Raw genomic sequence first — 22,717 nt, 5'->3', positions numbered from 1 at the left:
ATTCCTGAATTATGAAAAGCTTTAACATTTACCGCTTTAAAACCAGGTGCGAATAACGAAAACCGGTGGCACGGTTAACAATAAGATTCAGGATGCTCAACACACCATCTCACATGTCTCTAAAACAAATAATTAAAACCATTTCCCGATAAATATCTTACAGGATCTGATACCCGTAGGTTTTAAAAAATGTGCTAATAATATACTCTGATTACTTCCCTCCGGATCTAAATATAGCCGTTTACACTATCTACCATTTTAAAACCAACAATGATACTGCCTGCCCCGGAAGATCGACAGGAATTGAAACTTCTCCGTCCTTTATTCTTATTGATTTTACTTTATCCAGTTGTTGAAGTTTTCCGGCCTCTTCCAGCATGGCATATTGTTCATCCGTCAGATTCTGTGGTGATCCCATTTCCTGCCACAATTCATATGCATTGCTGTGCGTCTTATCCACTCTGTAATGTGTAAGAATTACATTTTTAGCCGGCAAATTTTCCAGGTTGATCTTAACACGTTCCGGGGACGTGATCACATTTAAATCATGATAATTCCAGACCAACACTGTTGTAACGGAATCATTTATAGTTGCCATTGCGTTTATATCGCGTTCTTTCCCCCGTACACTGGAATCTCTAACAGTTTGATAATTGTACGCCAGGTCACCACTTACCTCTACTCTATCTCCCTGCATCATACCAAACATTCGGAAAATATTCAGTACCGGCTTATCTATGCCGTTAGTGGCAAGATCACGATAACTGTTAAAATAAGGCTGATTCTCAAATTCAAAGGCCCAGGTAACTATGCCCCGAAGATTCACATCAAAATGATCCATCAAATCATAAATACGACTGAAAGATGCAGCTGTATAGCTGCTGTACATAGTACCGTTGCGATACGCATTAGCCGGATAATCCTGCATGGAACATGCCGCACATCCTTCAGGATCACATTCGCCAATTATGACAGGTGTGTTTTTATATTCCGGGTAAGAAGCTACCACTTCAAAACCTTTGGATACGTCCCGTAGTTGTGTACCCATATTCATCTGGATCACACTGTCCTGAAGTCTCGGACCACCCTTTGCATGAAAAGCGATAAAATCAACGGGCGAGCCTGTGTCACCTGTTTTATAGTTTTTACCTTTTGAGGTGTGATCCAGAAAGGTTCTCAGGAATTTCTCTGCCTTGTCCCACGAAGGTCCGGTAGAATGAGGTCCGCCCATAATAGCGGTTGGAAGAGCCCGTTTAACAGCCTCGGAGGTATAATCATACAGTTTCAGATACTCCTCAGTTGTACCTTGCCAATAGCCAATATTGGGTTCGTTCCATAATTCCCAGTACCATGTTTCAACTTCCTCTTTTCCATACCGGTCAACACAATGTCTGACCCAGTTATAAACAAGTTCGGCCCATTTCTCATAATTCTTTGGAGGATAAGCCCATCCTGTATATATTTCGTTGTACGGTGCCCCCGGACGCCATTTGTGCTGATAAGGTTCAGGTTTAACAGAAAGTGCTTTAGGCATAAACCCTATTTCCACGAGTGGTTTCATCCCCCGCTCTGTGTAGGTATCAAATATACTATCTATAATGGACCAGTCATAAACAGGATTACCATTTTCATCTTCGGTATAAGCATTGGTAGAGCCCCATTTCAGAGCCGGAGTTCCATCACCTGTAGACAATAGATTATGTGCTCTTACATAAACCGGAACGGGACTGAGTTCCGATAATTCCGACAGTAACTTTCTGCCGTCTTTCATATACGTATAATTTGGCTCATCGTACCCGAACATAGCCCATGCATTGCTTACCGGTCCACGAACATGATCAGTATTAACAGTAATCGTTACATCAGCAGATGTACCATCAGGATGATTTTTACAAGCGCCGACTACAATAACTAACAGGGCTGCGTACAAATAAAAAGGAAGTTTCATAATACCGGATTTTGATTATTAATAAATCACAAGTTCATAAAAATTATGCAACTGCAAAAGTTTTCATGAAACAAGATTGCAAAATAATATACAACTTAAACCTGGTATTTACTTAATTTCCAAAGGTTTTATAATTATCCATGCTCAGAACAATTATATCAGCTGAGCCGCTTCTGTGATTAAAAGCACCATGTTCATCTCCCGAATATGTAGTTCCGGTTACGATATATCCCCGATCTGAAAGAACTATACCTGATGCGGTATCAAAATTTGTACCTCCATAATTATTGCTACGGCGCAAGTCTCCCGATTCACCCACTTCAATCAGCCATATATCACGGTTACCGTACAAATCTCTCACATCCTGATCTTTGTTTGCAGCATTACCGCAAACCATATAATTACCATCATTATTCTGGACCACCCTTGTTGCTACATCTTCACCACTACTACCAAAACGACTACTCCATTCAACACTGCCGGTAGATGCGAATTTTACTACAAAAAAATCCGAATTACCGCTCTGTTCCTTCTCATTGTAATCTCTGTATGAAACTCCCACAGCAATATAGCCTCCATCATCTGCGGAAATCACATCATAAAACATATCATTAAAACCTTCCCCCACTGTATTGCGCCACATAATTTCACCCCCTTCATCTATCTTAATAATCCATCCATCTTTTTCCTGTGGAGTGGTTGTAATGTCACCATTGTCTGACTCGGTAGTTCCGGCAATAATAAAGTACTTATCAGATGTAAGCTTAACAGTATAGGCTTCATCATTTTTACTGCCTCCTATCATTCTTTGCCAAACCATTTCTCCGTTGCTGCTTAAACGAATAATCCAGCAATCGTTTAGACCATGATTCCGGCTTATATCTCCATCTGAAGATGCAGAGTAACCTGCAACAATACAGCCGTCGTCATCAGTAGCAGCAACTGAAGTGGCAATATCATCAGCAGAACCACCAAATAGTTTTTGCCAAATCATCTGTCCGTTAACATCTATTTTAACGATCCGGTAATCGCTTCCGCCCTTATTGGTTTGCGTAAGGTCATCAGTTGAATTTGAGGAACCCGAAATAAAATATCCTCCATCTGAAGATTGACAAACGTCAGTGGCTATATCGTCCCCGTTTCCTCCATACGTCTCACTCCAGACAACCATACCATCCTGGTCAATCTTTACAAACCAAAAATCCTTTTTCCCAAAGTTATGAGCGATATCACCATCATCCGATGACGTAACACCGGCTATCACATATCCGCCGTCGTGTGCAACACAGATCTGATTAGCGTCGTCTTCACCGGAACCTCCAAGACAGGTAAAATACAATCCTTTTTTAAATGCTTTGAATGATTTTTCTTCTGAGTAATAAACACCGGCTGAGGTTTCACAATACATACGTACAAAATACTTCCTGTACTTATCGACATAAACAGATGCTGAATCAGCATTTGTTTCAATCTCCTTTACACCGTAACCATTTAATTCAATATCCTTTTCTTCTGAAATTAAAAACCCCTTTCTTATCAGTCCTGAATTTGTTTCTGGCCAGACCAGGTTCCCGTAAAATATTACTTTTTCTGCCGTCACTGTGACAATGCTATCCAGACTTAAAGCAGGGGGATTACCAAAAACTGATTCCTTCTTGCTGCATGATAAATGAGAAAATATCAGAATAGTAAAGAAAAAACTCAGGATATATGAAATGGATTTTAGCATAAGGTTATTCGTTATACCAGCTTAAAATTATACAATTTTATATTACCATCAAAAAACAAAAAAAGGAGCCCCTTCGGACTCCTTTTCCATATCTGAATCAGAATTCTTCTATTCCTTAATAATCACATCATGCGCACCACCTTCTACAATACTGGTAGATGATACCAACGTAATTTTTGCACTTTTCTTAAGTCCACTGATGGATGTTGCGCCACAACTGCACATCGTAGATCGAATTTTACCCAATGTCATCTCCAGGTTATCACGCAACTTACCAGCATACGGCACAAAGCTGTCCACACCTTCTTCAAATTTCAGATTTTCACTGCCACCCATATCATAGCGCTGCCAGTTACGTGCACGGTTTGAACCTTCGCCCCAGTATTCCTTCACATAATTTCCGTTTACCATCATTTTACGGGTAGGGCTTTCATCGAAACGGGCAAAATAGCGGCCCATCATCAGGAAGTCGGCTCCCATTGCCAGTGCCAGAACCATATGGTAATCCTGCACCAGACCACCATCTGAACAGATTGGCACATACACCCCGGTTTTCTCAAAATACTCATCACGTGCCTTAGCCACATCAATAATAGAAGTTGCCTGCCCACGACCAATTCCTTTCTGTTCACGGGTAATACAAATAGATCCGCCACCAATACCAACCTTTACAAAATCAGCTCCGGCCTCGGCTAAAAACAGGAATCCATCACGATCCACCACATTTCCGGCACCAACTTTAACATCTTCGCCGTACATTTCTTTAATATACTGAATGGTTTCTTTCTGATAATCAGAAAACCCATCCGATGAATCCAGACACATGATATCCACACCTGCTTCTATCAATGCCGGAACACGTTCTTTAAAATCACGGGTATTGATACCTGCACCAACCAAAAGTTTTTTATTCGTATCACTTAATTCCAGCGGATATTCCTTATGGCTGTCATAATCTTTTCTGAACACAAAATACTGCAGGTTCTGATCCTTGTCAATAATCGGAAGGCTGTTTAGCTTGTGTTCCCAAATAATATCGTTGGCTTCGGTTAAAGAAATTCCAAGTTGACCGGTTACCAGTTTTGAAAACGGCGTCATAAATTCCGCCACTTTCTTGTCCATCGGATCACGGCTTAAGCGGTAATCACGTTCAGTTACCACACCTAATAATTTACCGTTTGGCGTTCCATCGTGTGTGATACCTAAGGTAGAGTGTCCGGTTCTTTGCTTTAACTCAATTACATCTTTCAGTGTATTCTCAGGCGTAAGGTTAGAATCACTCACCACATATCCGGCCTTGTATTTCTTCACGCGTCGAACCATATCAGCCTGATCCTTAATGGGCTGTGACTGGAAAATGAATGATAATCCACCGTTCCGTGCCAGGGCAATGGCCATGTTATGATCACTCACAGACTGCATGATTGCAGATACTACAGGAACATTGAGTTCCAGTTCCGGGTTCTCTCCTTTCTTAAACTTTGTCAACGGAGCTTTTAATGATACCTGATCCGGAACACAAGCTTTTGTTGTTCTGCCCGGAATCAGTAAGTATTCACTGAATGTTCTCGATATTTCTTCTAGGAAAATTGCCATTTTGTACCACCTTTTGAATAAAAATTGCGCAAAGTTAATATAACCTGTATAATTCACCAAGTATTATGAATTATTGGGAAACGAAGTTATGACATTTAGCAACGAAAGTAAAGTCCAATACATCCGGTAAAGCATTAATTTATAAACAAAAGATTAAAAAACAGACCCAAATTCCGGTTCATCCGAAACTTAAGCATCAATGTGGCTATTTATATTCTTACTAAATTAACGCGAAACCTCAATTTTTCAAACAGTTTGCTGCCCATTTAAAAAGGATGGTTTCAAAATTTTGCTATTTTAGCCACAATATATCTAACTCGAAACATCATGCAGGAAAATTATTTTAAAACATATCCCAACGAAGAGGGGTATTTCGGAGAGTATGGTGGTGCATTTGTTCCGCCTGAAATAGCAGAAGAAATGAAGAAGATCAATGACGCCTACTTCTCCATCAGCAAATCTCACAAATTTATATCCGAACTAAGAAGCATCAGAAAACATTACCAGGGAAGGCCAACGCCGGTTTACTACTGCAACCGTTTGTCTGAAAAATACGGAGGCCGCATATACCTGAAGCGGGAAGATCTTAACCATTCAGGTGCCCATAAACTCAACCATTGTATGGGTGAAGCGCTTCTTGCAAAATACATGGGTAAAAAGAAACTGATTGCTGAAACGGGAGCCGGACAACATGGTGTAGCACTGGCAACAGCTGCTGCTTATTTTGGTCTGGAATGCGAAATCCACATGGGCGAAGTTGACATCGCCAAGGAACACCCTAATGTAGTAAGAATGGAAATTCTGGGCGCTACAGTTGTTCCGGTTACACATGGCTTAAAAACCCTTAAGGAAGCGGTGGATTCAGCATTTGTTAAATATCTGGAAGATCCCATTAACTCAATCTATTGTATCGGTTCCGTTGTAGGACCTCACCCATTCCCGATGATGGTACGTGATTTTCAGCGCGTGGTAGGAATTGAAGCCAAAGATCAGTTCATGGATATGACCGGTGAACTGCCTGATCATGTTGTTGCCTGTGTAGGTGGCGGAAGCAACGCCATGGGATTATTCTCTGCATTTCTTGATGATGATGACGTAACAATATGGGGCGTTGAACCATCCGGAAGATCATTGGATCCGGGCGAACATGCCGCAACCATGACACTTGGAAAGCCCGGTGTTATTCATGGCTTTAAATGTCTGATGCTGCAGGATGAAAAAGGAGAACCTGCACCTGTATATTCCTGCGCCAGTGGTCTGGACTATCCCGGGGTTGGACCGGAACACAGCATGTTGAAAGAGCTCAAAAAGGTGAACTACGATGTGATCAATGATGCTGAATGTATTGATGCATTTTATGAGCTGAGTCGTCTGGAAGGTATCATTCCGGCTCTCGAAAGTTCGCATGCAGTGGCTTATGCCATTAAACTGGCTCAGAAATATCCGCAAAAATCTATTCTGGTTAACCTCAGTGGCCGTGGTGATAAAGATCTCGACTATGTGGTTGACACATATGGTTTACCGGAAAACAGAAAAAAATAAATTGTTCTCAGTCGCGGTCCGTCTTAAAGTCGGACTGTGACTTTTATTCAAACACATACTTACCTGATTCTACATCCACATTCGGAGGTATTTTTTTGTCCTCAAAATAGTCATAGCCGGTTTTAAGGTTCAGCCAGAAATTATACCATTTTGAATTTTTGTGCTTATTCAGTTCTTTTTCGGTCATCCTGAACGGGAAAATATGAACACGAATAAACGGCTGACCGTTTTTAAACGCAGAATGCAGCATCGTATAAATCTCTTCAATACGCTCATCGGTCATGGCATAGCATCCGATGGATGCACAGGAACCATGCACCATTAAAGACCCGCCGGTGGAGTGATGTGCGCGGTCGTACGCGTTAGGATACCCAAGGTTAAATGCCAAATGGTAACTGCTCCAGGGATTCAGGGAAGCCGGTACTACAAAATAAAAACCTTCAGGCGCATAACCATCCCCCTGTTTAGTTTTGGGTCCCGGACCTTTCCAGCCATATGTGCATATTTTGTAAGTTTTAAATAATTCAAACAGTGAATCTGTTTTTACCCAGACCTCCAGTTCTTTGCTGGCTTTGAATATGCGGATAAAAAGCTCTGAACCAAAAACCTGACTCTTGGCTTCCATCTCCTTTGTGAGTTTTGGTGTCCACTCCTTCACCACCTTTTTAGACAGATTACTTTCAGGAAGATCTGTAGCTTTAACACTACCATTTAATAGTAAGATAAAAAGTACAAATATGCAGCCATTCTTAAACATATTCAGATAACATTAAGACTGCTATAATATTTTAAAACCTCATCAGACCTGCATCTCAGAAACCTGTCGTTTATAAGTATGTTTTATTATACCTAAAACGGACCTGAAAATTTAGGTTGATACTGAATAGGTGGTGTATAATGATAAAACATCGTTGGATTCATGTAAAAGTTATTGTTCTGGCGATATCCCGTAAAACCATTTAAATTAAATTCAAGGGATAAGATAACTTCTTGTGTAACCTTTTCCCCATCTACTTTTCCCGGATCACATAATTCATCCATTTTATAAATGGATAAAAGATTTTCAAGCTGACTACTTATTAACGGTCCAATACCTTTAATAATATTATATTCAGACACTTTGCCGTTCGGTTCAACCAGACACCTTACTAAAACGGTTCCATGCATATTATTTTTAATACACGATTCCGGATAATCAAAATTCTGTGTAATATTTTTTAATAATGGTGTTAGTCTTAAAGATGATATATTTTCACTGGTGATTTGATAAATTCTTTCACTGCCAGAATTTTCATAATATACAACAAAAGGCCTGTAATTTTTATATTCATAAATGAGATTCCTCCCTGATATGGCATCATATATATATTCTGTACCATTTCCTTCAGAATTTAGTAAGCTTTTCCCTGTTTCATCATTTACGGTATAATACATTATACCAGTTTTACTTTTAGATTGTATGATTCGTGGCTTAACACTTTGTTTGGAAAAGGCTAAATCCCCAAAAATTTTTTCTTTATCTGCAATTATTCCTTTATATTTTATTTTTCTCTCTTTTAAAGAAAGAAATTCCAAATTCATGTACATCCCTATTCTATGAATTACTCCATTTGCATAAAATTCTGTTTCCTTTGCCGGTTTGTTATCAATAAAAGTTACGGTTTTACGCAGATTACCGTTGGGATAATAGAAATTAAAATCTCCACTTTTAATATTAGGATAAAATGATGTATAATTTCCGTTATAAAGTTTTACTCCGTTTTTCATATAGTAGCTTAAATGAAACTCCGTTCCATTTACTGAATCAACTTTCGCGTAATAATAATATGGTTTATTTTCTTCAACCTCATCCCAAAAAGCATTAAAGAATACTTTAGAACCGGTATTATATGTTGTCCAGTATTTATACATTTTTATTATTGATCCCATATCCCAGTCGCGCGGTTTTTTCTCCTTCAGCATCTTACATAATGCAGGATAAGAATCAAATAATTCATCTATAAAAGGATAAAATTTCTTCTTCTTTTCCGGAAATGACAGAATTTCAGAATTTTGTTTTTTCTGTACCAGATAATAATAATCGTCAGATACATACATGTAAAAACGCATTTCTCCTATTTTATCAATAACTTGGGCAAACGATTTACCATGAAGTTCATTTATACCACGTGTATTATTAATTTTAAAATTACCGATAACAGTAAATGAATCTGTTCCGATCACATAACCTTTACATTCTTCAGGAGAAATTCTATATGCTTTTTCTTTCTCCTTAAATTTAATAACTCCCTGATTTCCGGTATATTTTATTGATCCGTTCAATTTTTCATTTTTTAAATTATAAACACAGCCAGGGGTATAATTTTCTCCAAAAGAATATGTCACGGTTAAAGCTTCTTCTGTTTCTATGGTAAAATCATAATATCCATTTAAAATACGACCATCAGATAACATATAATTCCCTATCTCGTAGTTGGGGATAAAATTCTGCGCATTCAAATTATATATCAAAAGGAAACAGCATAGTGAAACGATTTTTTTCATGGTACAAAGGTTAATATATTTCAATATATATGTAATTTTCGATTGACTAAAATAATAAAATTTACACATATACCCTACGGTCCACTTATTTGAAGGTACTATTTGTTATGTTTCTAAAAAACAATGTATAAGGCGAAAATCCAATTAGTAAGTGCTGCAATTAAGAATCAAAAACCGGACCAGCCAGTTTTTAACAACCTTAAAAATGCGGATATACAGGTTTGATCCAAATATCAGGCCTGTATCTTTCACCTCTTTCGTGAAAATCAGCAACAACGATAATTCTAATTCATAAACAAAAACAGAATTGCAACCATAAATCTTAACCAAAACATGCCCATGTAAAGTAAAAGCCGTTACATTATGCTTAATCATCGTCAGACTTCTAGTCGGTCCGCGACTTTCAACAGGCAATAAAATTTAGTAACTTTACGGCTTAAATAAAAACACAACATGAAACAAATTTTCCTTATCATATCTACTATTCTATTGTTCAGCTGCAACCCTAAACCAAAAGAAATTACATATCTGGTAGCATCACACAACAAGCCATTAACTATTTATGTTGATCCTAAGGCAGACTCTCTGATTCTATGGGCAGTAAATGATTTTGCGACGGATGTGCATAACATTACCGGTTCTGAGGTCAGTGTTGAAGCAACAACCGATATGCCGACCGGGAAAGGAATTGTCGTCGGACAGATTTCGGATGATCTGATTAAAACTTTCAAACAAAATCATATCAGCGGCGTTGAAGGACGCTGGGAAACATTTCATGTTGATGTACAAAAAAATAACCTGGTAATTGCAGGAAGTGATATCAGGGGAGCAGTCTACGGACTATTTGACGTAGCAGAAAAACTGGGTATCTCACCCTGGAAATGGTGGGCAGATGTGAATTTGACCAAACAGGATTCGCTGCACCTTTTGTTGCCTGAACAAGGTTATACCGAAGGTCCTTCCGTTAAATACAGAGGCATCTTTTTGAATGATGAGGATTGGGGACTACAACCGTGGGCTGCCAAAACATTTGAACCGGAAACCGGTGATATCGGTCCTAAAACCTATGAAAAGATTTTCCAGCTGTTGCTCCGGCTCAAAGCCAATACCCTATGGCCAGCCATGCACTCCTGTACAAAAGCCTTTTATAAAATTCCAGGGAACAACGAGATGGCAAAAAAGTACCATATTGTGGTTGGCACCTCGCATTGCGAACCTATGCTGCGCAACAATGTGGATGAATGGGATCATAAGCTTTACGGTGATTATAACTTCTTCACCAATCAGGGAGCTGTTTGTGATTACTGGCAGGATCGTGTTAACGATGTAAGTGGTGCCGAGAATATTTTCACGCTGGGTATGCGGGGTATTCATGATGGGAAAATGCAGGGTGGCAGTTCGGATTCAGCCCAGGTTAAAATGCTGGAACAGATAATAGAAACACAGCGTCAAATGCTTAAGGATTCAAAGCAAAAAGATATTGAAGATATTCCACAAACCGTGGTACTGTATAAAGAAGTTCTGGATCTGTACAATAAAGGGATGAAAATACCAGATGATGTCACCATTATGTGGTGCGACGACAACTATGGTTATATCAGACGGTTAAGCAATGATAAAGAAAATAAACGGTCTGGTTCTAGCGGTGTATATTACCACCTGAGCTATTGGGGACGCCCTCATGATTATTTGTGGCTCTCCACTACCCAGCCGGCACTCATCTGGCAGGAAATGAAAAAAGCATATGAAAATGGTGCTGACCGCATCTGGATTGCCAATGTGGGTGACCTGAAACCGGCAGAGTACAACATGGAACTGTTTCTCGATCTGGCATGGAATGTAAATGCATATGATAATACCAATCTCAGAAACCACATGTTGCATTGGGCGAACCGTGAATTTGACAACAAAGTAGCTGAGCCAGTTACAGATGTGATGAATGAGTATTACCGTCTGGCATTTCTCAGAAAACCTGAATATATGGGTTGGAGCCAAACGGAACCAAGCACTCCGGTTCATCCGTCAGAATTCAATCCGGAAGAACAAAAACGACGTTTAAAACTATATGATGACCTGGTCAAAAAACTGGAGGAAATAAAACCAAATATTCCTGACAACCGTAAAGATGCCTGGTTTCAACTGGTGGAATACCCTGTAAAAGGTGCGGCACTTATGAACCGGAAGTTTATGTATTACCAGCTGGCCATGGAAAGTGATGTTCCTGTTAAACGTCAGGCTTTGCTGGAACAAAGCCAGGTATCGTATGATGAAATAAAGACAATTACTACATTTTACAATAAAGTGATGAGTGGTGGCAAGTGGGACCTGATGATGAGTATGAGTCCACGGAACCTGAATGTTTATAAAATGCCGGACTGGCCTGAAAGTGAAGTTCAGGAAGCATTTAAAGATACAGACAAAACACCGCAACGCATCTTTATTCAGGCCAGCGATTATGTGAACTACGACAATGAAGAAAATTATCGCTGGGAAAACATTTCAGGCCTTGGATACAGCAACAGTGCTGTTACGCTGATGCCATTTAAAACGACCACCTTTGATGCAGACATGATGCCCTGGATTGAATACAGTTTTAATGCGCCTGTAAAAGGGGACTTTGAACTGGAGATCAGATGTCTGCCTACCCACTCGAACACGTACGATCAGAAAATCAGTGTGCGGGTAGATAATTTACCGGTACAGACTTTTGACCTGAATACATGGGGACGCAGCAAAGAATGGAAAATAAATACGCTTCGTAACAGTCAGATTATTAAAGTGCCATCACATGCCAAACATATTGGCCCGCATATCATTCGTATCTGGGTGAACCAAACCGGTATAATTCTCGATCAGCTGGCAATTGATTTTACACCGGATCAACCTTATTATGAGATACCATATAAGGAAAAATAGAATGCTTAACTCATTCTCATAATAGTGAAATAATTATTATATTTTTTGTATATCAGCATCTTACCACTAAAATATTATTTTCATATTGATTAATTACCTACGTTATCTATGCAAAACATTCAATTACAAGGTAAAATGCTTAAACACACCATTTTCAATATATTAAAACATCATATAACGATCTTACTTACTCACAAATTACTGATCAATAACCACGAATTATTATGTTAAATCTTTACTATATAAATGCTTAATTAACTTTATTGTCTATTTTTATGCTTTAATGACTATTGTATAAATTGACCTGAATATGTTTAAAATTTTTATACCTGTTATAATCAGTATTTTTACGATTAAAATGTATGCTGGTATTTATAATAATTACAGCATTGAAAATCTTGATAGTACTATTACTCTGGAGATAAATGATTTTACATCTCAGATGGATAGTTCCATGAAAACTATCTACATGTATAATAAAAAGGGAGAAGAAATTGAATGCTTGATTTATACATGGAATCCTATTGATTCAAATTGGCAAAACTATTATAAAACTGTTAGAGAATACAGGGAAGACGGGCAACTTCTTGATGTTCTGAATTACAATTGGGACACCTCTCGAGACACATGGGTAAATTACTCACATCTTGAGTTCTCATACGACTTAAATGGAAATCAAACAGAGTATAGATCATTACAATGGAGTAACATTAAGTATTATTGGATACTACAAGCTAAATATGAATACAAATATGATGCTAATAATTATATAATTGAACGTAGATACAATCAGCTAAATTATCAATCAAATAAGGTCGAGCTCTTAACCAAGAATGAGCTTACATATGATAAAAACGGCAATATAACAGATATTTATTATTCCTCTTGGAATTTATCGACAGAAACCTGGACATTTTACGCTCATGAAAATTATGTTTTAGATGATAATAACAATATCCTTAAGTCTTATAGTTTCAAATGGAATAAAGACTCTTCTGATTGGATAAATAATTATAAAAGATATTTTGAATTCGACCAAAATAATAATCAAATCAGTGAAATTGTTTATTCCTGGCGTAGTACACAGGGATGGGTCATAACCAGAAAAAAAGATGAATTCTATAATTCAGAAAACAAAAATATTCAAACAATAATGTCCACATATAACAGTAACAAAGATACTTACACAAACGACATAAAAATTGACCGAAATTTTGATGGTTCAGGAAATATGATTCAGGAAAAATACTACAACTGGAATGATGTTAATAACACATGGAGGGAATACCAAAAACAAGATAATACTTTCGACAACTCCATTTCAATTAATGATATTAATTTACCGTTCTATTTGCAATATTATAAGGATGACTATCATTCAAAAATTAATGAAATAAAACTTTATGAATTTGATGCTATAGTTAATGAAATAGTATGTGATTCACGTACTCTATATTTTTATTCCGACCATTTTTATCAAAACACTGACACAGCAAAGGTTGATACTGATCCGGAGGAGAATAAACAGGATGATGAATCATTAAATATTTTCCCAAATCCTGCAATGAAGGAAATCCAGATCGATCTTCCTAATGAAATTAATTCGGCACTATTCGAACTTTATAGCGCTACCGGGCATAAACTTATTCATATGATCATTCTTGATAAAGAAAAACTTAATCTGGAGGAATTAGATAATGGTATATATTTCTACATTGTAGAATCAAATAAGTTCAGACAAAAAGGAAAATTGCTTTTGAGATAACTGTTAAAGTTAGAAACAAACAATATACAGACACAAAAGTAAAGATTTTGCCTCACAGCATTATTAAAAGTTTACGGCCTATAATAGATGTAAAAATATCGTACCACCTACTTATAAATAATTCAACACAAACAACAAATCTCGCGGTATAAAAGAGAAGTAAGCACCAGTACAATGCCAATACACGCGCTAATGGATTAAAAAAAACGGCTTAAAAGTTAATACAGTACCATATTTTTCTTATTCATCGTCTTTTTCATTAGTCAGTCTGGCCATGAAAACCAGCCTGAGCATCTTGTAAATATCATTTGCATTATACGCATAATCCTCTTCTGTATAGACCCGGTGAACCAGTACCAGTTTTAATTCCGGATAAACGGCCAGCATGTGGATCCCAACTCCGGTATGATAAAAGGCAACCACATCCTTTTCATTTTCGGCTAACCGTAGTTTCCACAGCATACCATATCCAAGCTTGTATTCTTTGTTGTATACGGTGGTTGGTTTTGTACAGCTTTCAATCCACGATTCCGGTATGATTTGCTGATTATTCCACCGGCCTTTATTCAGATAAAGCTGACCATAAAGTGCCAGGTCACGGGCTGACATCCAGAAATGATAAGCCGGATACGTTGATTTACTCTTTTCATACTGATAGAAACCATCGGTCTGAGGCATTTCCACACCGGTTTCAGATTCACCGTCAATATCTACATATTCCCCTTTATAATCAACCATACTCAATGGTTTGGCTATCTCTTCATAGAATAAAGTATAGAGACTTTTACCAGTTTGTTGTTCCAGAATACTTCCAAGAGTATTGTAGTCCCAGTTATTGTAATAGTAATGCTCTCCGGGTTTAAACGAATGCCGTTCAGGCAGACTGTTGATCATTCCCTGTGACATGGCGGCTGCCGGATGATACACACCCGATCTTGATTTTAACAGATCAGCCACCCTGGCACTTAATTCCTTATCTGATAGCTCAGGATGCACATCCTGTATCCCCAGTTCTCTTAAGGTCATGGATGTATCCAGTTTTCCCTGATCCACAGCGATGCCAACAAGCGAATTCAGTAAAGCTTTACGCACCGAATGGATCAGATGTTTTTTTGAGGTACTGCCCCAGTCAAAAATCACATCACCATCTACCAGGATCAACATGGATGATGCACCACTTTGATCCAAAAACTGTTTTAGCGTATCCAGTCTCTCTGATGAAAAACCTTTTGATTCGGGTGATGAATAGGTAAGGTTTCCGGCTGGCTTGCTCTCGCAGTTAGATAACATTACCAAAAATCCAATTAAAAAAATTAGTGTTTTAAAACTAAACCTCATTTAATTATAATATCAGCATTAAAAATATGCACCCGTTTATTTAATGTTTACGTCGGTTTAAGTGAAGTTCTAAACTTATTCTCAAATCCATAACAACAAGAGAATCAGCAGTTAATTTTAAAATTAAAAGTTTATCAACATAATTTTCATTAGTTGTTATAATAATCGTGTCTCCACTTAACTCATATTTATTCCATATATCAGGATCCGGATAATATATTGAATCTTCAAATATGCCAAAATAAGCATTTTCTGTTTCTTCATCTCCTCCAAACGCTCCAAAAAGATTCTCTTTAGAAATATTTAAACGTGTTTCATTATTTTGATCAAAAGCTAAAAATATTATGGCTATACAGCCAATCAAAAATATAATTTTAACCTGCTTAACTAGTCTAGAATTGTGTTTCATATCTATCTTAATCAATTGATTTTCAATCTATAAACAGGAATCATCCTGCCGGAAATAGACGACTTTGAATTATATAAAAACTCTGCGCCCGCTTTATCATAAAATCTGCTGGCATAGGGATCAACAAAAATCAATAACTCCGAAATCCCTAATTTTTTGGAAATGGTTATGGCATGTTGCATTAATAAAGTTCCTATTCCCATATTGTGATATTCCGGTAATATAAACAAATGCTCCAACCAATGCCCTTTTGAAACAAAAACATCACCGGAATAAAAATCAGATTTATTTTCAGAGAGGGAATAAAAGCCAACGACGAACTCTCCTGCCAGTGCCTTATATACTATGCTTTGATTGATATAATCTTTGCTTACTGTCAACTCATCCTGCCATATCCTGTAATACGATTCCGGGTAATTCCAGTGTCTTTTCGCCAAAAATGCAATTTCTGTCAAAACGCTATAATCTGAGGGTTTTGCCTTTTCAATTTGTATAGCAGGTAATAATAGCATAAGTTTAAACTGATTAAAATTGCATATGGCTCACTTCTTCATGGCTTTAATAATTCGATCCTCATTTATTAAAACATCTTTCAATAATAATTGATATGGAAAATGTTTAGTTTTAATCTTCAGTATTCCAAACAGGAATGGGGTCGTTTCCCATCAACACTAAAGGTATATATTTCAGGGGATTAATACAACAATAATACGATATCTGTGTAAAACATTATGATTTGCAGGGTACATAATATGGTGTGACCCCGGATGGGGTCACATATTTGTAGCGCGTTACAAGCTACAAACATTGGACTCCTATCGGAGTCCCTCCGGATTTTGCCGAAGCATTGAAAATCTGCTATAGCCTAGACGCTACAGCGAACGAAGTGTCAAAACGTAGTCACCGGGTGAGTAAACACATTTTGTAACTATTCACCCGGTGACTTGTTACAAACTATTCAGCCATATTTCAAAATCCTTCTTTGGCATAAAATCCTGCATCTCCCAGAAATAAAACTGTTTCTTATTGGATATCCGTGAAGAATCCGGCAGGTATGAAAATGACTTAATGCCTATGTCCGCATCTGTAGATAAGGTATAAACGGCTTTTTTTAAAGGTTCACCCCAGGCCTGTGTTGACGTAAGGATATAGGTATTGATATCTGAAGTTTTTTGACGGTAAAAAATATTAACATCAACGGTATCTCCGGCAGGAATATTCAACATAAAACTGACTGCTTTTGTCTGTCTGGCAAACGGCATCAAATCTCCCGTATTCAGATTGATTATCCTGACAGAATCATTTTTATCCATATCAGAAGCAAAAGGAAAGGTAATAGGCTGAAGCTTATCCTGTGAACCGGAATTATTAAATGAATAGATGCCATTAACAGAAAAACAGGCTGCATTTATTTCAAAATCGATATGTTCTTCAAAGAAGAAAACATTGTTCTGAGCCTGAACATAAGGTGAAACTGCAATAAACAAAACAAAAAAGCAAAAAAAGACCCTTATCATCTTGAAATCAATATTTTAGACGTCCCGTAATTCTTCTTATTAATGTAAAGTCTGAGAATATACATCCCGTTTTCAACTTCAGAAGGAACTGTGATCAGACCTTTACTTTCTGATAAAGAAAACTGAGCGATTCGTTGCCCTTTTAGACTTACCAGCTCTAGATAGCTTTCTGATGATTTTATGGGTAAGAATACCTCATAGTTGAAAACAGAACCCCTAACCGGATTTGGTGCGATCCGGAGCAATTGTACCTGTTCTGTTTTAACCTCCTGTACAGACGTAATTTTTTGAATATGAATATCTGCAGTACCGACAGAATCGGGTTTTAAGTCAAGATTAATCGGGATTATATCCACTATATACCTGCTTCCAGCATAGACATAAAATAACTGAGATATTTGATTTTTTGCTGAGAATACCCGAACTGAATAAGAACCATCAGTTTTGGGATATAAATCTGTAATTCCTTTTGCAAAAATTCTCCGATTGAAATTTAGCAAAATTTCGTTGTTCTCATCAAATATATTACCCTTTAACGTTGCACACATGCCAGTGGAATCGTTTTCAGCGCCAAAGTTTGGAGAAAGATCAATACTATAATAATTTTCATAACTAGGCTCCCAATAATATGGTTCTAATTTGCTAAACACCGGGTAACATGCAATGGATTCTCCGGCCTTTGGTGCCCGCAATGTGGCGTTATTATAGCTACCATAAACAATTGGTTCTGTAACAACTTCCATTTGTCCGGCATAATCATGATAATAATATTCAATTTGTATGCTGTCACCCTCTCGTTCGATAGTTAATTCAGACATTAAACTATCCTTACTGACCAATAATATTCCATTATAATCTTTAAATGTATAATTCAGTAATTTGGCCTTGGTTGTTGAAGAGCTAATAAATATACTATCAATTGTATTACGCGGATCTTCAGGTACCACATGATTATAAACAAGTTCAAGTGTCCAATTTCCGTTGGACTCAAATCCAAGTTCTGATAACCAGATGGACGGAGGAGGTGTAGGAAGCGGATTTGCTCTGCTTATAACAAAGCTGAATAGTGCCAGAATTATAAGTAAATGCTTTTTCATAATGTTTTGTTTTGCGGTTCTTTATTCAACATATATTCCAAACAGGAATGAGGTCATTTCATTACACCCCTAAAGGTATATATTTCAAAGGATTAATACAACAATAATACGATATGTGTGTAACACATTATGATTTACAGGATATATAAAATGGTTTGACCCCGGCTGGGGTCACAGGTTTGTAGCACGATACAAGCTACAAATATTGGACTTCTATCGGAGTCCTACCGGTTTTTGCCAAAGCATTGAGAATCTGCTATAGCGTAGACGTTACGGCCAACTACCGCGTCATAACGCAGTCACCGGGTGACTAAAAACGCTTAATAATTATTCGCGAAAACATTGTTCTGTTAAGGCAATAAGTCACAAAAACCTTTTACGAAATTTGTAACTTTGAAAAAAATTTAATTATGGTCACAGATAAACTATCCAATGCCCCCTTGTATTACGCACTGGGAGAACGCATAAAAAAAGGACTTGAGTATATTCAGAAAACAGATTTCAGTCTGCTCCATGATGGTAAATATACCATTGATGGGGATATCATTTTTGCAGCTGTGAGTCATTACAGCACTAAACCTGTTGAAGAAGCAAAAACAGAGAACCACCGGAATTATATCGACATTCAGTATGTGGTAAAAGGCAATGAAAAAATAGGTTATGCACCGTATAAAGGTCAAAAACCATCTGTGGAATACAATCCTGAAAAAGATGTGAGCTTCTACGATTGTCCGGTATCACTCATCATGATAAATGAAGGCAGTTTCGCCATCTTTTTTCCGGACGATATTCATACACCTGGTGTTACCATTGATGAACCGGAGAATGTAATGAAAGTTGTGGTAAAAATCAGAGTGGATTAATCCCTTTCCACTAATATAAAAAAGGTTGCCTCTCAGCAACCTTTTTCTACGTGTTTATTCATGTGTCTCAGAAATTATCTGAGTTTAGTATATTATTCGAACAGAATGAAAACATGGAAAGGGGCTCCCGACAGGAAGTCCCTTTTCACCATATATAGTATAAAACTAGATTCTGAATCCACGTCCCTGACCTTGCATTAAAGGTTTTGAAAGCAGAACTTTTTCTTTTTCCTCAGGTGACAGTTGTTTCAATACCTCCACCCGCGCATTTACACGTGTTTTCATGACCTGAGCTTTCAGTTTCGCAATCTCATCAATGTTTTTGTTCACATCTTTCATGTTAACCTGATCCTCAGAAAGCAAAGTTCTTTGTTTCACTTGTAACTCGTTGATCTGATTTCTCAGATCACGTGTTTGTGCCGAAACTGCAAGCATGCTTTTCTGCAGAAGGTCTTTGGTTTCTTCTGATAATATTACCCGCGGACTTATTCCACTTCCCTGACGAACTCCGTTTCCACGTCCGGCGAAACCACGGTTTCCACCTTTCATGCCTCCTCTGATATTCTGTCCCTGAGCCATACCATTGCGCATGCCCATACCGTTTCCCTGAAATCCGTCACCGGTACAACTACCTCTCATTGCCATACCGCGGTTAAATCCCTGGCCGTTATCGCGACCTAACCCCTGACCGTTGCCAGGTCCGGGATGCTGTCCATTAGCACGACCGGCAAACTGTCCGTTGCCACGTCCCTGACCGTTGCCGTTGCCCATTCTTCCCTGCTGACTGTTCATTTTACCAGGTCCGAATCCCTGACCATTACGTTGACCTCTTGCTGTTGAACAATCCCCGGGAAGAATCTTTTTAACCTCAACCCTGAATGATGCATTGGATTTGGCAAGCTGAGCCTGAAGTTTGGCAATCTCATCAATGTTTTTGTCAATAGCCTTGGTGTCAGGATTTGCTGCTTCAACCATCGTCTTCTGTTTAGCCTTTTTAGCTTCCAGGTCCAATCGCAGCTTCTGTGCTTCAGTCCTGTGATCCTTCTGCAGAGATTCCAACTTTGCTTTTTGTTCATCGCTTAACGTCGGACAATTTGCAAAGTTAGCCGCACCAAAGTTTTGACCTCTGCCCTGTCCTGCCATTGGTCCGTTCTGAATACAACCGTTTGGTCCACGCATATTAAAATTTTGCGCCTGCACCATGAATGTTCCAGTAAGTAATAATCCAAGTGCTAATGGAATAATTTGTTTTGTTTTCATTCTGATATTCTTTTTAAACGTTTTCGGATTTTTGACATTCCAATTGAAGGAACTATTCCCTCTAAATTCACCAAACAAATAAATTTAACATTTAAAAGACAAGCAAAATCCCTCTGTAACGCCGTAATTATAATACATTTAAAATTCTATATATAATGATTCTAAAAAATATTTTTTTAACATTTTCAGCTGGAATATTAAATTTTTAAGTCTAAATTTGTCGCTCCGATTATAACTTAAAAATTAGATAAATTATGGCTTACGTAATTAATGAAGATTGCATTGCTTGTGGAAGTTGTGTTGATGAATGTCCGGTTGAAGCTATTTCAGAAGGTGATATTTATACTATAGATGCAGATACCTGTACCGATTGTGGTACATGTGCTGATGTTTGTCCGACTGAAGCTATTAAACCGGCATAGTGCAATCAAAAAAATTTATTAGCCGCTTCGAGGAATTGAAGCGGCTTTTTTTATATTTGTTCACAAAGAAAAAAATAAATAGGTAACGATTGCGTTTCAAGATTAAAATACAGCCCATGAGGTCTACACTGATTGTTTTATTTATTATTTATTGTCTGTCTGGTTGGGCTCAGAAAGGTGAAAACACATATGAATTTTTAAACCTCCCGGGGTCGGCGCATACCGGAGCACTTGGTGGAACCAACGTTTCACTTCAGGACGTGGATCCTTCGATGGCTTTGGGAAATCCGGCACTTTTACGCGATACAATGCATAACAATCTGGCCGTCAACTATGTCAATTACATTGCGGATATAAATTTTGGCTACGCCACCTATTCCAGAGATTATAACGCTTTTGGAACATTTGCTTTAGGGGTTCAGTACATCAACCAGGGAAATTTTGATGGTTATGATGAGCTGGGCAATTTTACAGGCAATTTTGTAGCACAGGAAACGGCACTCAGCCTCATATGGAGTTATCCCATTAACGCAAAATGGAATGGCGGTCTGGCTTTTAAACAGGTGTTCTCTGCTTTTGAACAGTATTCATCCTACGGCATCCTGTTTGATGCCGGTATTAGCTATCTGAATAACAATTTTTCAGCTGGTCTGGTATTAAAGAATTTCGGAACACAGGTAAAAACATATACTGAAGATAATTTTGAGCCTATGCCCTTTGAAATACAGATGGGGTTTACACAGAAGCTGAATCATGCACCACTCCGTTTTTCATTGACTGCTAATCATATCCAGATGCCGGATCTGACTTATGCTTCAGGGCTGGATAAATATGCAAATCCTTTGTTAACTGAAACAGATAACGGACCTACAGTCGGCGCAAAGATACTACGGCATGTTGTGTTTGGAGTTGAATTTGTCCCCTCCAAAAACCTTTATGTGGCAGCAGGTTATAACTTTCAACGCCGTTATGAACTTGGTATTGAAAATGCCATGTCAACCGTTGGTTTTTCCTGGGGATTTGGAGTAAAAATCAGTAAGTTTCGGATCAGCTATGGTTCGGCCCGTTATCACCTGGCAGGAACCAGCAACCATATTTCCATTGCCACGAATCTGAGTAGTTTCTAAAACGTTAACGGGGCATATTATCGTAATCCGGCCACTTACAATTACTGAATACGCTGACTTACTATCGTTCTTCAAAGCCTGATCCGGTCAACACTCCAAAAACAATTTCAATTGAAAATACTTTTTAAAATTGAACGTCAGCGTTAATCTGCGAAAGTATTCTGCGTGTATCTGCGAGAAATTAACTGACACCCATATGTAATTGCCGGAACAATCCTTTTTTCAATACCTTCGCAATAAAAAGCTAAAACCATGTTTTTTCTGATCCGACATATCATTGACTTCCTGAAAATAAAACCGTACAGGAACCTCACCATTGCCACGTTCACTGTTTTGCTGAACGGGACTTTTATCTATCACTTTGTGGAACACTGGAAATGGTTGGATTCACTTTACTTTTCTGTGATGACACTAACCACGGTCGGCTACGGAGACTTTGTACCACAAACGGCCTTTGGTAAGATCTTTACCATGGTTTATGTATTAACCGGTATCGGCATTATCTTTGGGTTTATCAATTCATTTTACCAACACAGGACCAATAAAATGAAGGAAGTTGCTGAGAAAAGATCGAAAAATAACTTAAAAAAATAAGGTTTGTCCGGATCATATACCCTGTATTTGTTAGTTTTACCCTGAAAAAA

19 protein-coding genes are annotated in these 22,717 nt (G+C 37.9%); 7 read left to right on the top strand and 12 right to left on the bottom strand.

The window, feature by feature from the left end; translation table 11 throughout:
• Positions 1–250: 250 nt before the first annotated feature.
• From ACE01N_RS03785 to ACE01N_RS03775, 3 genes are all read right to left on the bottom strand, one after another.
• Positions 251–1,948 carry a GH39 family glycosyl hydrolase gene (locus ACE01N_RS03785; RefSeq protein ID WP_380584985.1) on the bottom strand — a complete coding sequence of 566 codons (1,698 nt, stop codon included), beginning with the start codon at positions 1,946–1,948 and terminating at the stop codon, positions 251–253.
• Between the two features lie 112 nt (positions 1,949–2,060).
• Complete coding sequence (locus ACE01N_RS03780; RefSeq protein ID WP_380584983.1) at positions 2,061–3,677, bottom strand: hypothetical protein; 1,617 nt, start codon at positions 3,675–3,677, stop codon at positions 2,061–2,063.
• Between the two features lie 108 nt (positions 3,678–3,785).
• On the bottom strand, positions 3,786–5,273 hold the full coding sequence (locus tag ACE01N_RS03775; protein WP_375726436.1) for an IMP dehydrogenase: 1,488 nt from the start codon (positions 5,271–5,273) through the stop codon (positions 3,786–3,788).
• Positions 5,274–5,600: 327 nt separating this feature from the next.
• Between ACE01N_RS03775 and trpB the strand changes: the two genes are divergently transcribed.
• Complete coding sequence (gene trpB / locus ACE01N_RS03770) at positions 5,601–6,815, top strand: tryptophan synthase subunit beta (RefSeq protein WP_380584981.1); 1,215 nt, start codon at positions 5,601–5,603, stop codon at positions 6,813–6,815.
• 43 nt (positions 6,816–6,858) lie between these two features.
• Here trpB and ACE01N_RS03765 read toward each other — a convergent pair whose 3' ends face one another.
• From ACE01N_RS03765 to ACE01N_RS03755, 3 genes are all read right to left on the bottom strand, one after another.
• Complete coding sequence (locus ACE01N_RS03765; protein WP_380584978.1) at positions 6,859–7,572, bottom strand: L,D-transpeptidase family protein; 714 nt, start codon at positions 7,570–7,572, stop codon at positions 6,859–6,861.
• A gap of 92 nt (positions 7,573–7,664) precedes the next feature.
• Entirely contained in the window at positions 7,665–9,359 is a 1,695-nt protein-coding gene (locus ACE01N_RS03760) for an energy transducer TonB (protein WP_380584976.1), read from the bottom strand.
• Between the two features lie 144 nt (positions 9,360–9,503).
• Positions 9,504–9,734 (bottom strand): hypothetical protein, encoded by a 231-nt coding sequence (locus tag ACE01N_RS03755; RefSeq protein WP_380584974.1) that lies wholly within the window; start codon positions 9,732–9,734, stop codon positions 9,504–9,506.
• Between the two features lie 78 nt (positions 9,735–9,812).
• Between ACE01N_RS03755 and ACE01N_RS03750 the strand changes: the two genes are divergently transcribed.
• Positions 9,813–12,275: a glycosyl hydrolase 115 family protein gene (locus ACE01N_RS03750; protein ID WP_380584972.1), complete on the top strand. Its 2,463-nt coding sequence runs from the start codon at positions 9,813–9,815 to the stop codon at positions 12,273–12,275.
• 310 nt (positions 12,276–12,585) lie between these two features.
• Positions 12,586–14,040 (top strand): T9SS type A sorting domain-containing protein, encoded by a 1,455-nt coding sequence (locus ACE01N_RS03745; protein WP_380584970.1) that lies wholly within the window; start codon positions 12,586–12,588, stop codon positions 14,038–14,040.
• 240 nt (positions 14,041–14,280) lie between these two features.
• Here ACE01N_RS03745 and ACE01N_RS03740 read toward each other — a convergent pair whose 3' ends face one another.
• The 5 genes from ACE01N_RS03740 to ACE01N_RS03720 all read right to left on the bottom strand — a co-directional run bounded on the left by ACE01N_RS03740 (position 14,281) and on the right by ACE01N_RS03720 (position 18,401).
• Positions 14,281–15,330: a serine hydrolase domain-containing protein gene (locus ACE01N_RS03740; protein ID WP_380584968.1), complete on the bottom strand. Its 1,050-nt coding sequence runs from the start codon at positions 15,328–15,330 to the stop codon at positions 14,281–14,283.
• Between the two features lie 88 nt (positions 15,331–15,418).
• Positions 15,419–15,787: a hypothetical protein gene (locus ACE01N_RS03735; RefSeq protein WP_380584966.1), complete on the bottom strand. Its 369-nt coding sequence runs from the start codon at positions 15,785–15,787 to the stop codon at positions 15,419–15,421.
• Between the two features lie 11 nt (positions 15,788–15,798).
• On the bottom strand, positions 15,799–16,299 hold the full coding sequence (locus ACE01N_RS03730) for a GNAT family N-acetyltransferase (protein WP_380584964.1): 501 nt from the start codon (positions 16,297–16,299) through the stop codon (positions 15,799–15,801).
• Between the two features lie 435 nt (positions 16,300–16,734).
• The gene (locus ACE01N_RS03725; RefSeq protein ID WP_380584962.1) at positions 16,735–17,304 is read right to left on the bottom strand and encodes a hypothetical protein; all 570 of its coding nucleotides are present in this window, start codon (positions 17,302–17,304) and stop codon (positions 16,735–16,737) included.
• On the bottom strand, positions 17,301–18,401 hold the full coding sequence (locus tag ACE01N_RS03720; protein WP_380584960.1) for a T9SS type A sorting domain-containing protein: 1,101 nt from the start codon (positions 18,399–18,401) through the stop codon (positions 17,301–17,303). The genes ACE01N_RS03725 and ACE01N_RS03720 overlap by 4 nt, the downstream gene beginning before the upstream one ends.
• A 410-nt stretch (positions 18,402–18,811) precedes the next feature.
• Between ACE01N_RS03720 and ACE01N_RS03715 the strand changes: the two genes are divergently transcribed.
• On the top strand, positions 18,812–19,264 hold the full coding sequence (locus tag ACE01N_RS03715; RefSeq protein WP_380584958.1) for a NanQ anomerase/TabA/YiaL family protein: 453 nt from the start codon (positions 18,812–18,814) through the stop codon (positions 19,262–19,264).
• Between the two features lie 165 nt (positions 19,265–19,429).
• Here the strand turns inward: ACE01N_RS03715 and ACE01N_RS03710 are convergent, their stop codons facing one another.
• Complete coding sequence (locus ACE01N_RS03710) at positions 19,430–20,524, bottom strand: periplasmic heavy metal sensor (protein ID WP_380584956.1); 1,095 nt, start codon at positions 20,522–20,524, stop codon at positions 19,430–19,432.
• A gap of 254 nt (positions 20,525–20,778) precedes the next feature.
• Between ACE01N_RS03710 and ACE01N_RS03705 the strand changes: the two genes are divergently transcribed.
• From ACE01N_RS03705 to ACE01N_RS03695, 3 genes are all read left to right on the top strand, one after another.
• Positions 20,779–20,946: a DUF362 domain-containing protein gene (locus tag ACE01N_RS03705; RefSeq protein WP_380584954.1), complete on the top strand. Its 168-nt coding sequence runs from the start codon at positions 20,779–20,781 to the stop codon at positions 20,944–20,946.
• A 116-nt stretch (positions 20,947–21,062) separates the two neighbouring features.
• Positions 21,063–22,073 (top strand): type IX secretion system protein PorQ, encoded by a 1,011-nt coding sequence (gene porQ, locus ACE01N_RS03700; RefSeq protein WP_380584952.1) that lies wholly within the window; start codon positions 21,063–21,065, stop codon positions 22,071–22,073.
• Between the two features lie 252 nt (positions 22,074–22,325).
• Positions 22,326–22,667, top strand: coding sequence for a potassium channel family protein (locus ACE01N_RS03695; RefSeq protein ID WP_375726413.1), 342 nt, complete (start codon positions 22,326–22,328; stop codon positions 22,665–22,667).
• Positions 22,668–22,717: the final 50 nt, after the last annotated feature.

This window comes from Quyinboa ferrireducens (assembly GCF_042436675.1).
Classification (GTDB): domain Bacteria; phylum Bacteroidota; class Bacteroidia; order Bacteroidales; family UBA5342; genus JBHJHP01.
Note: the sequence above shows the minus strand (reverse complement) of the source record. Positions and strands in the feature narration are given on the sequence as shown.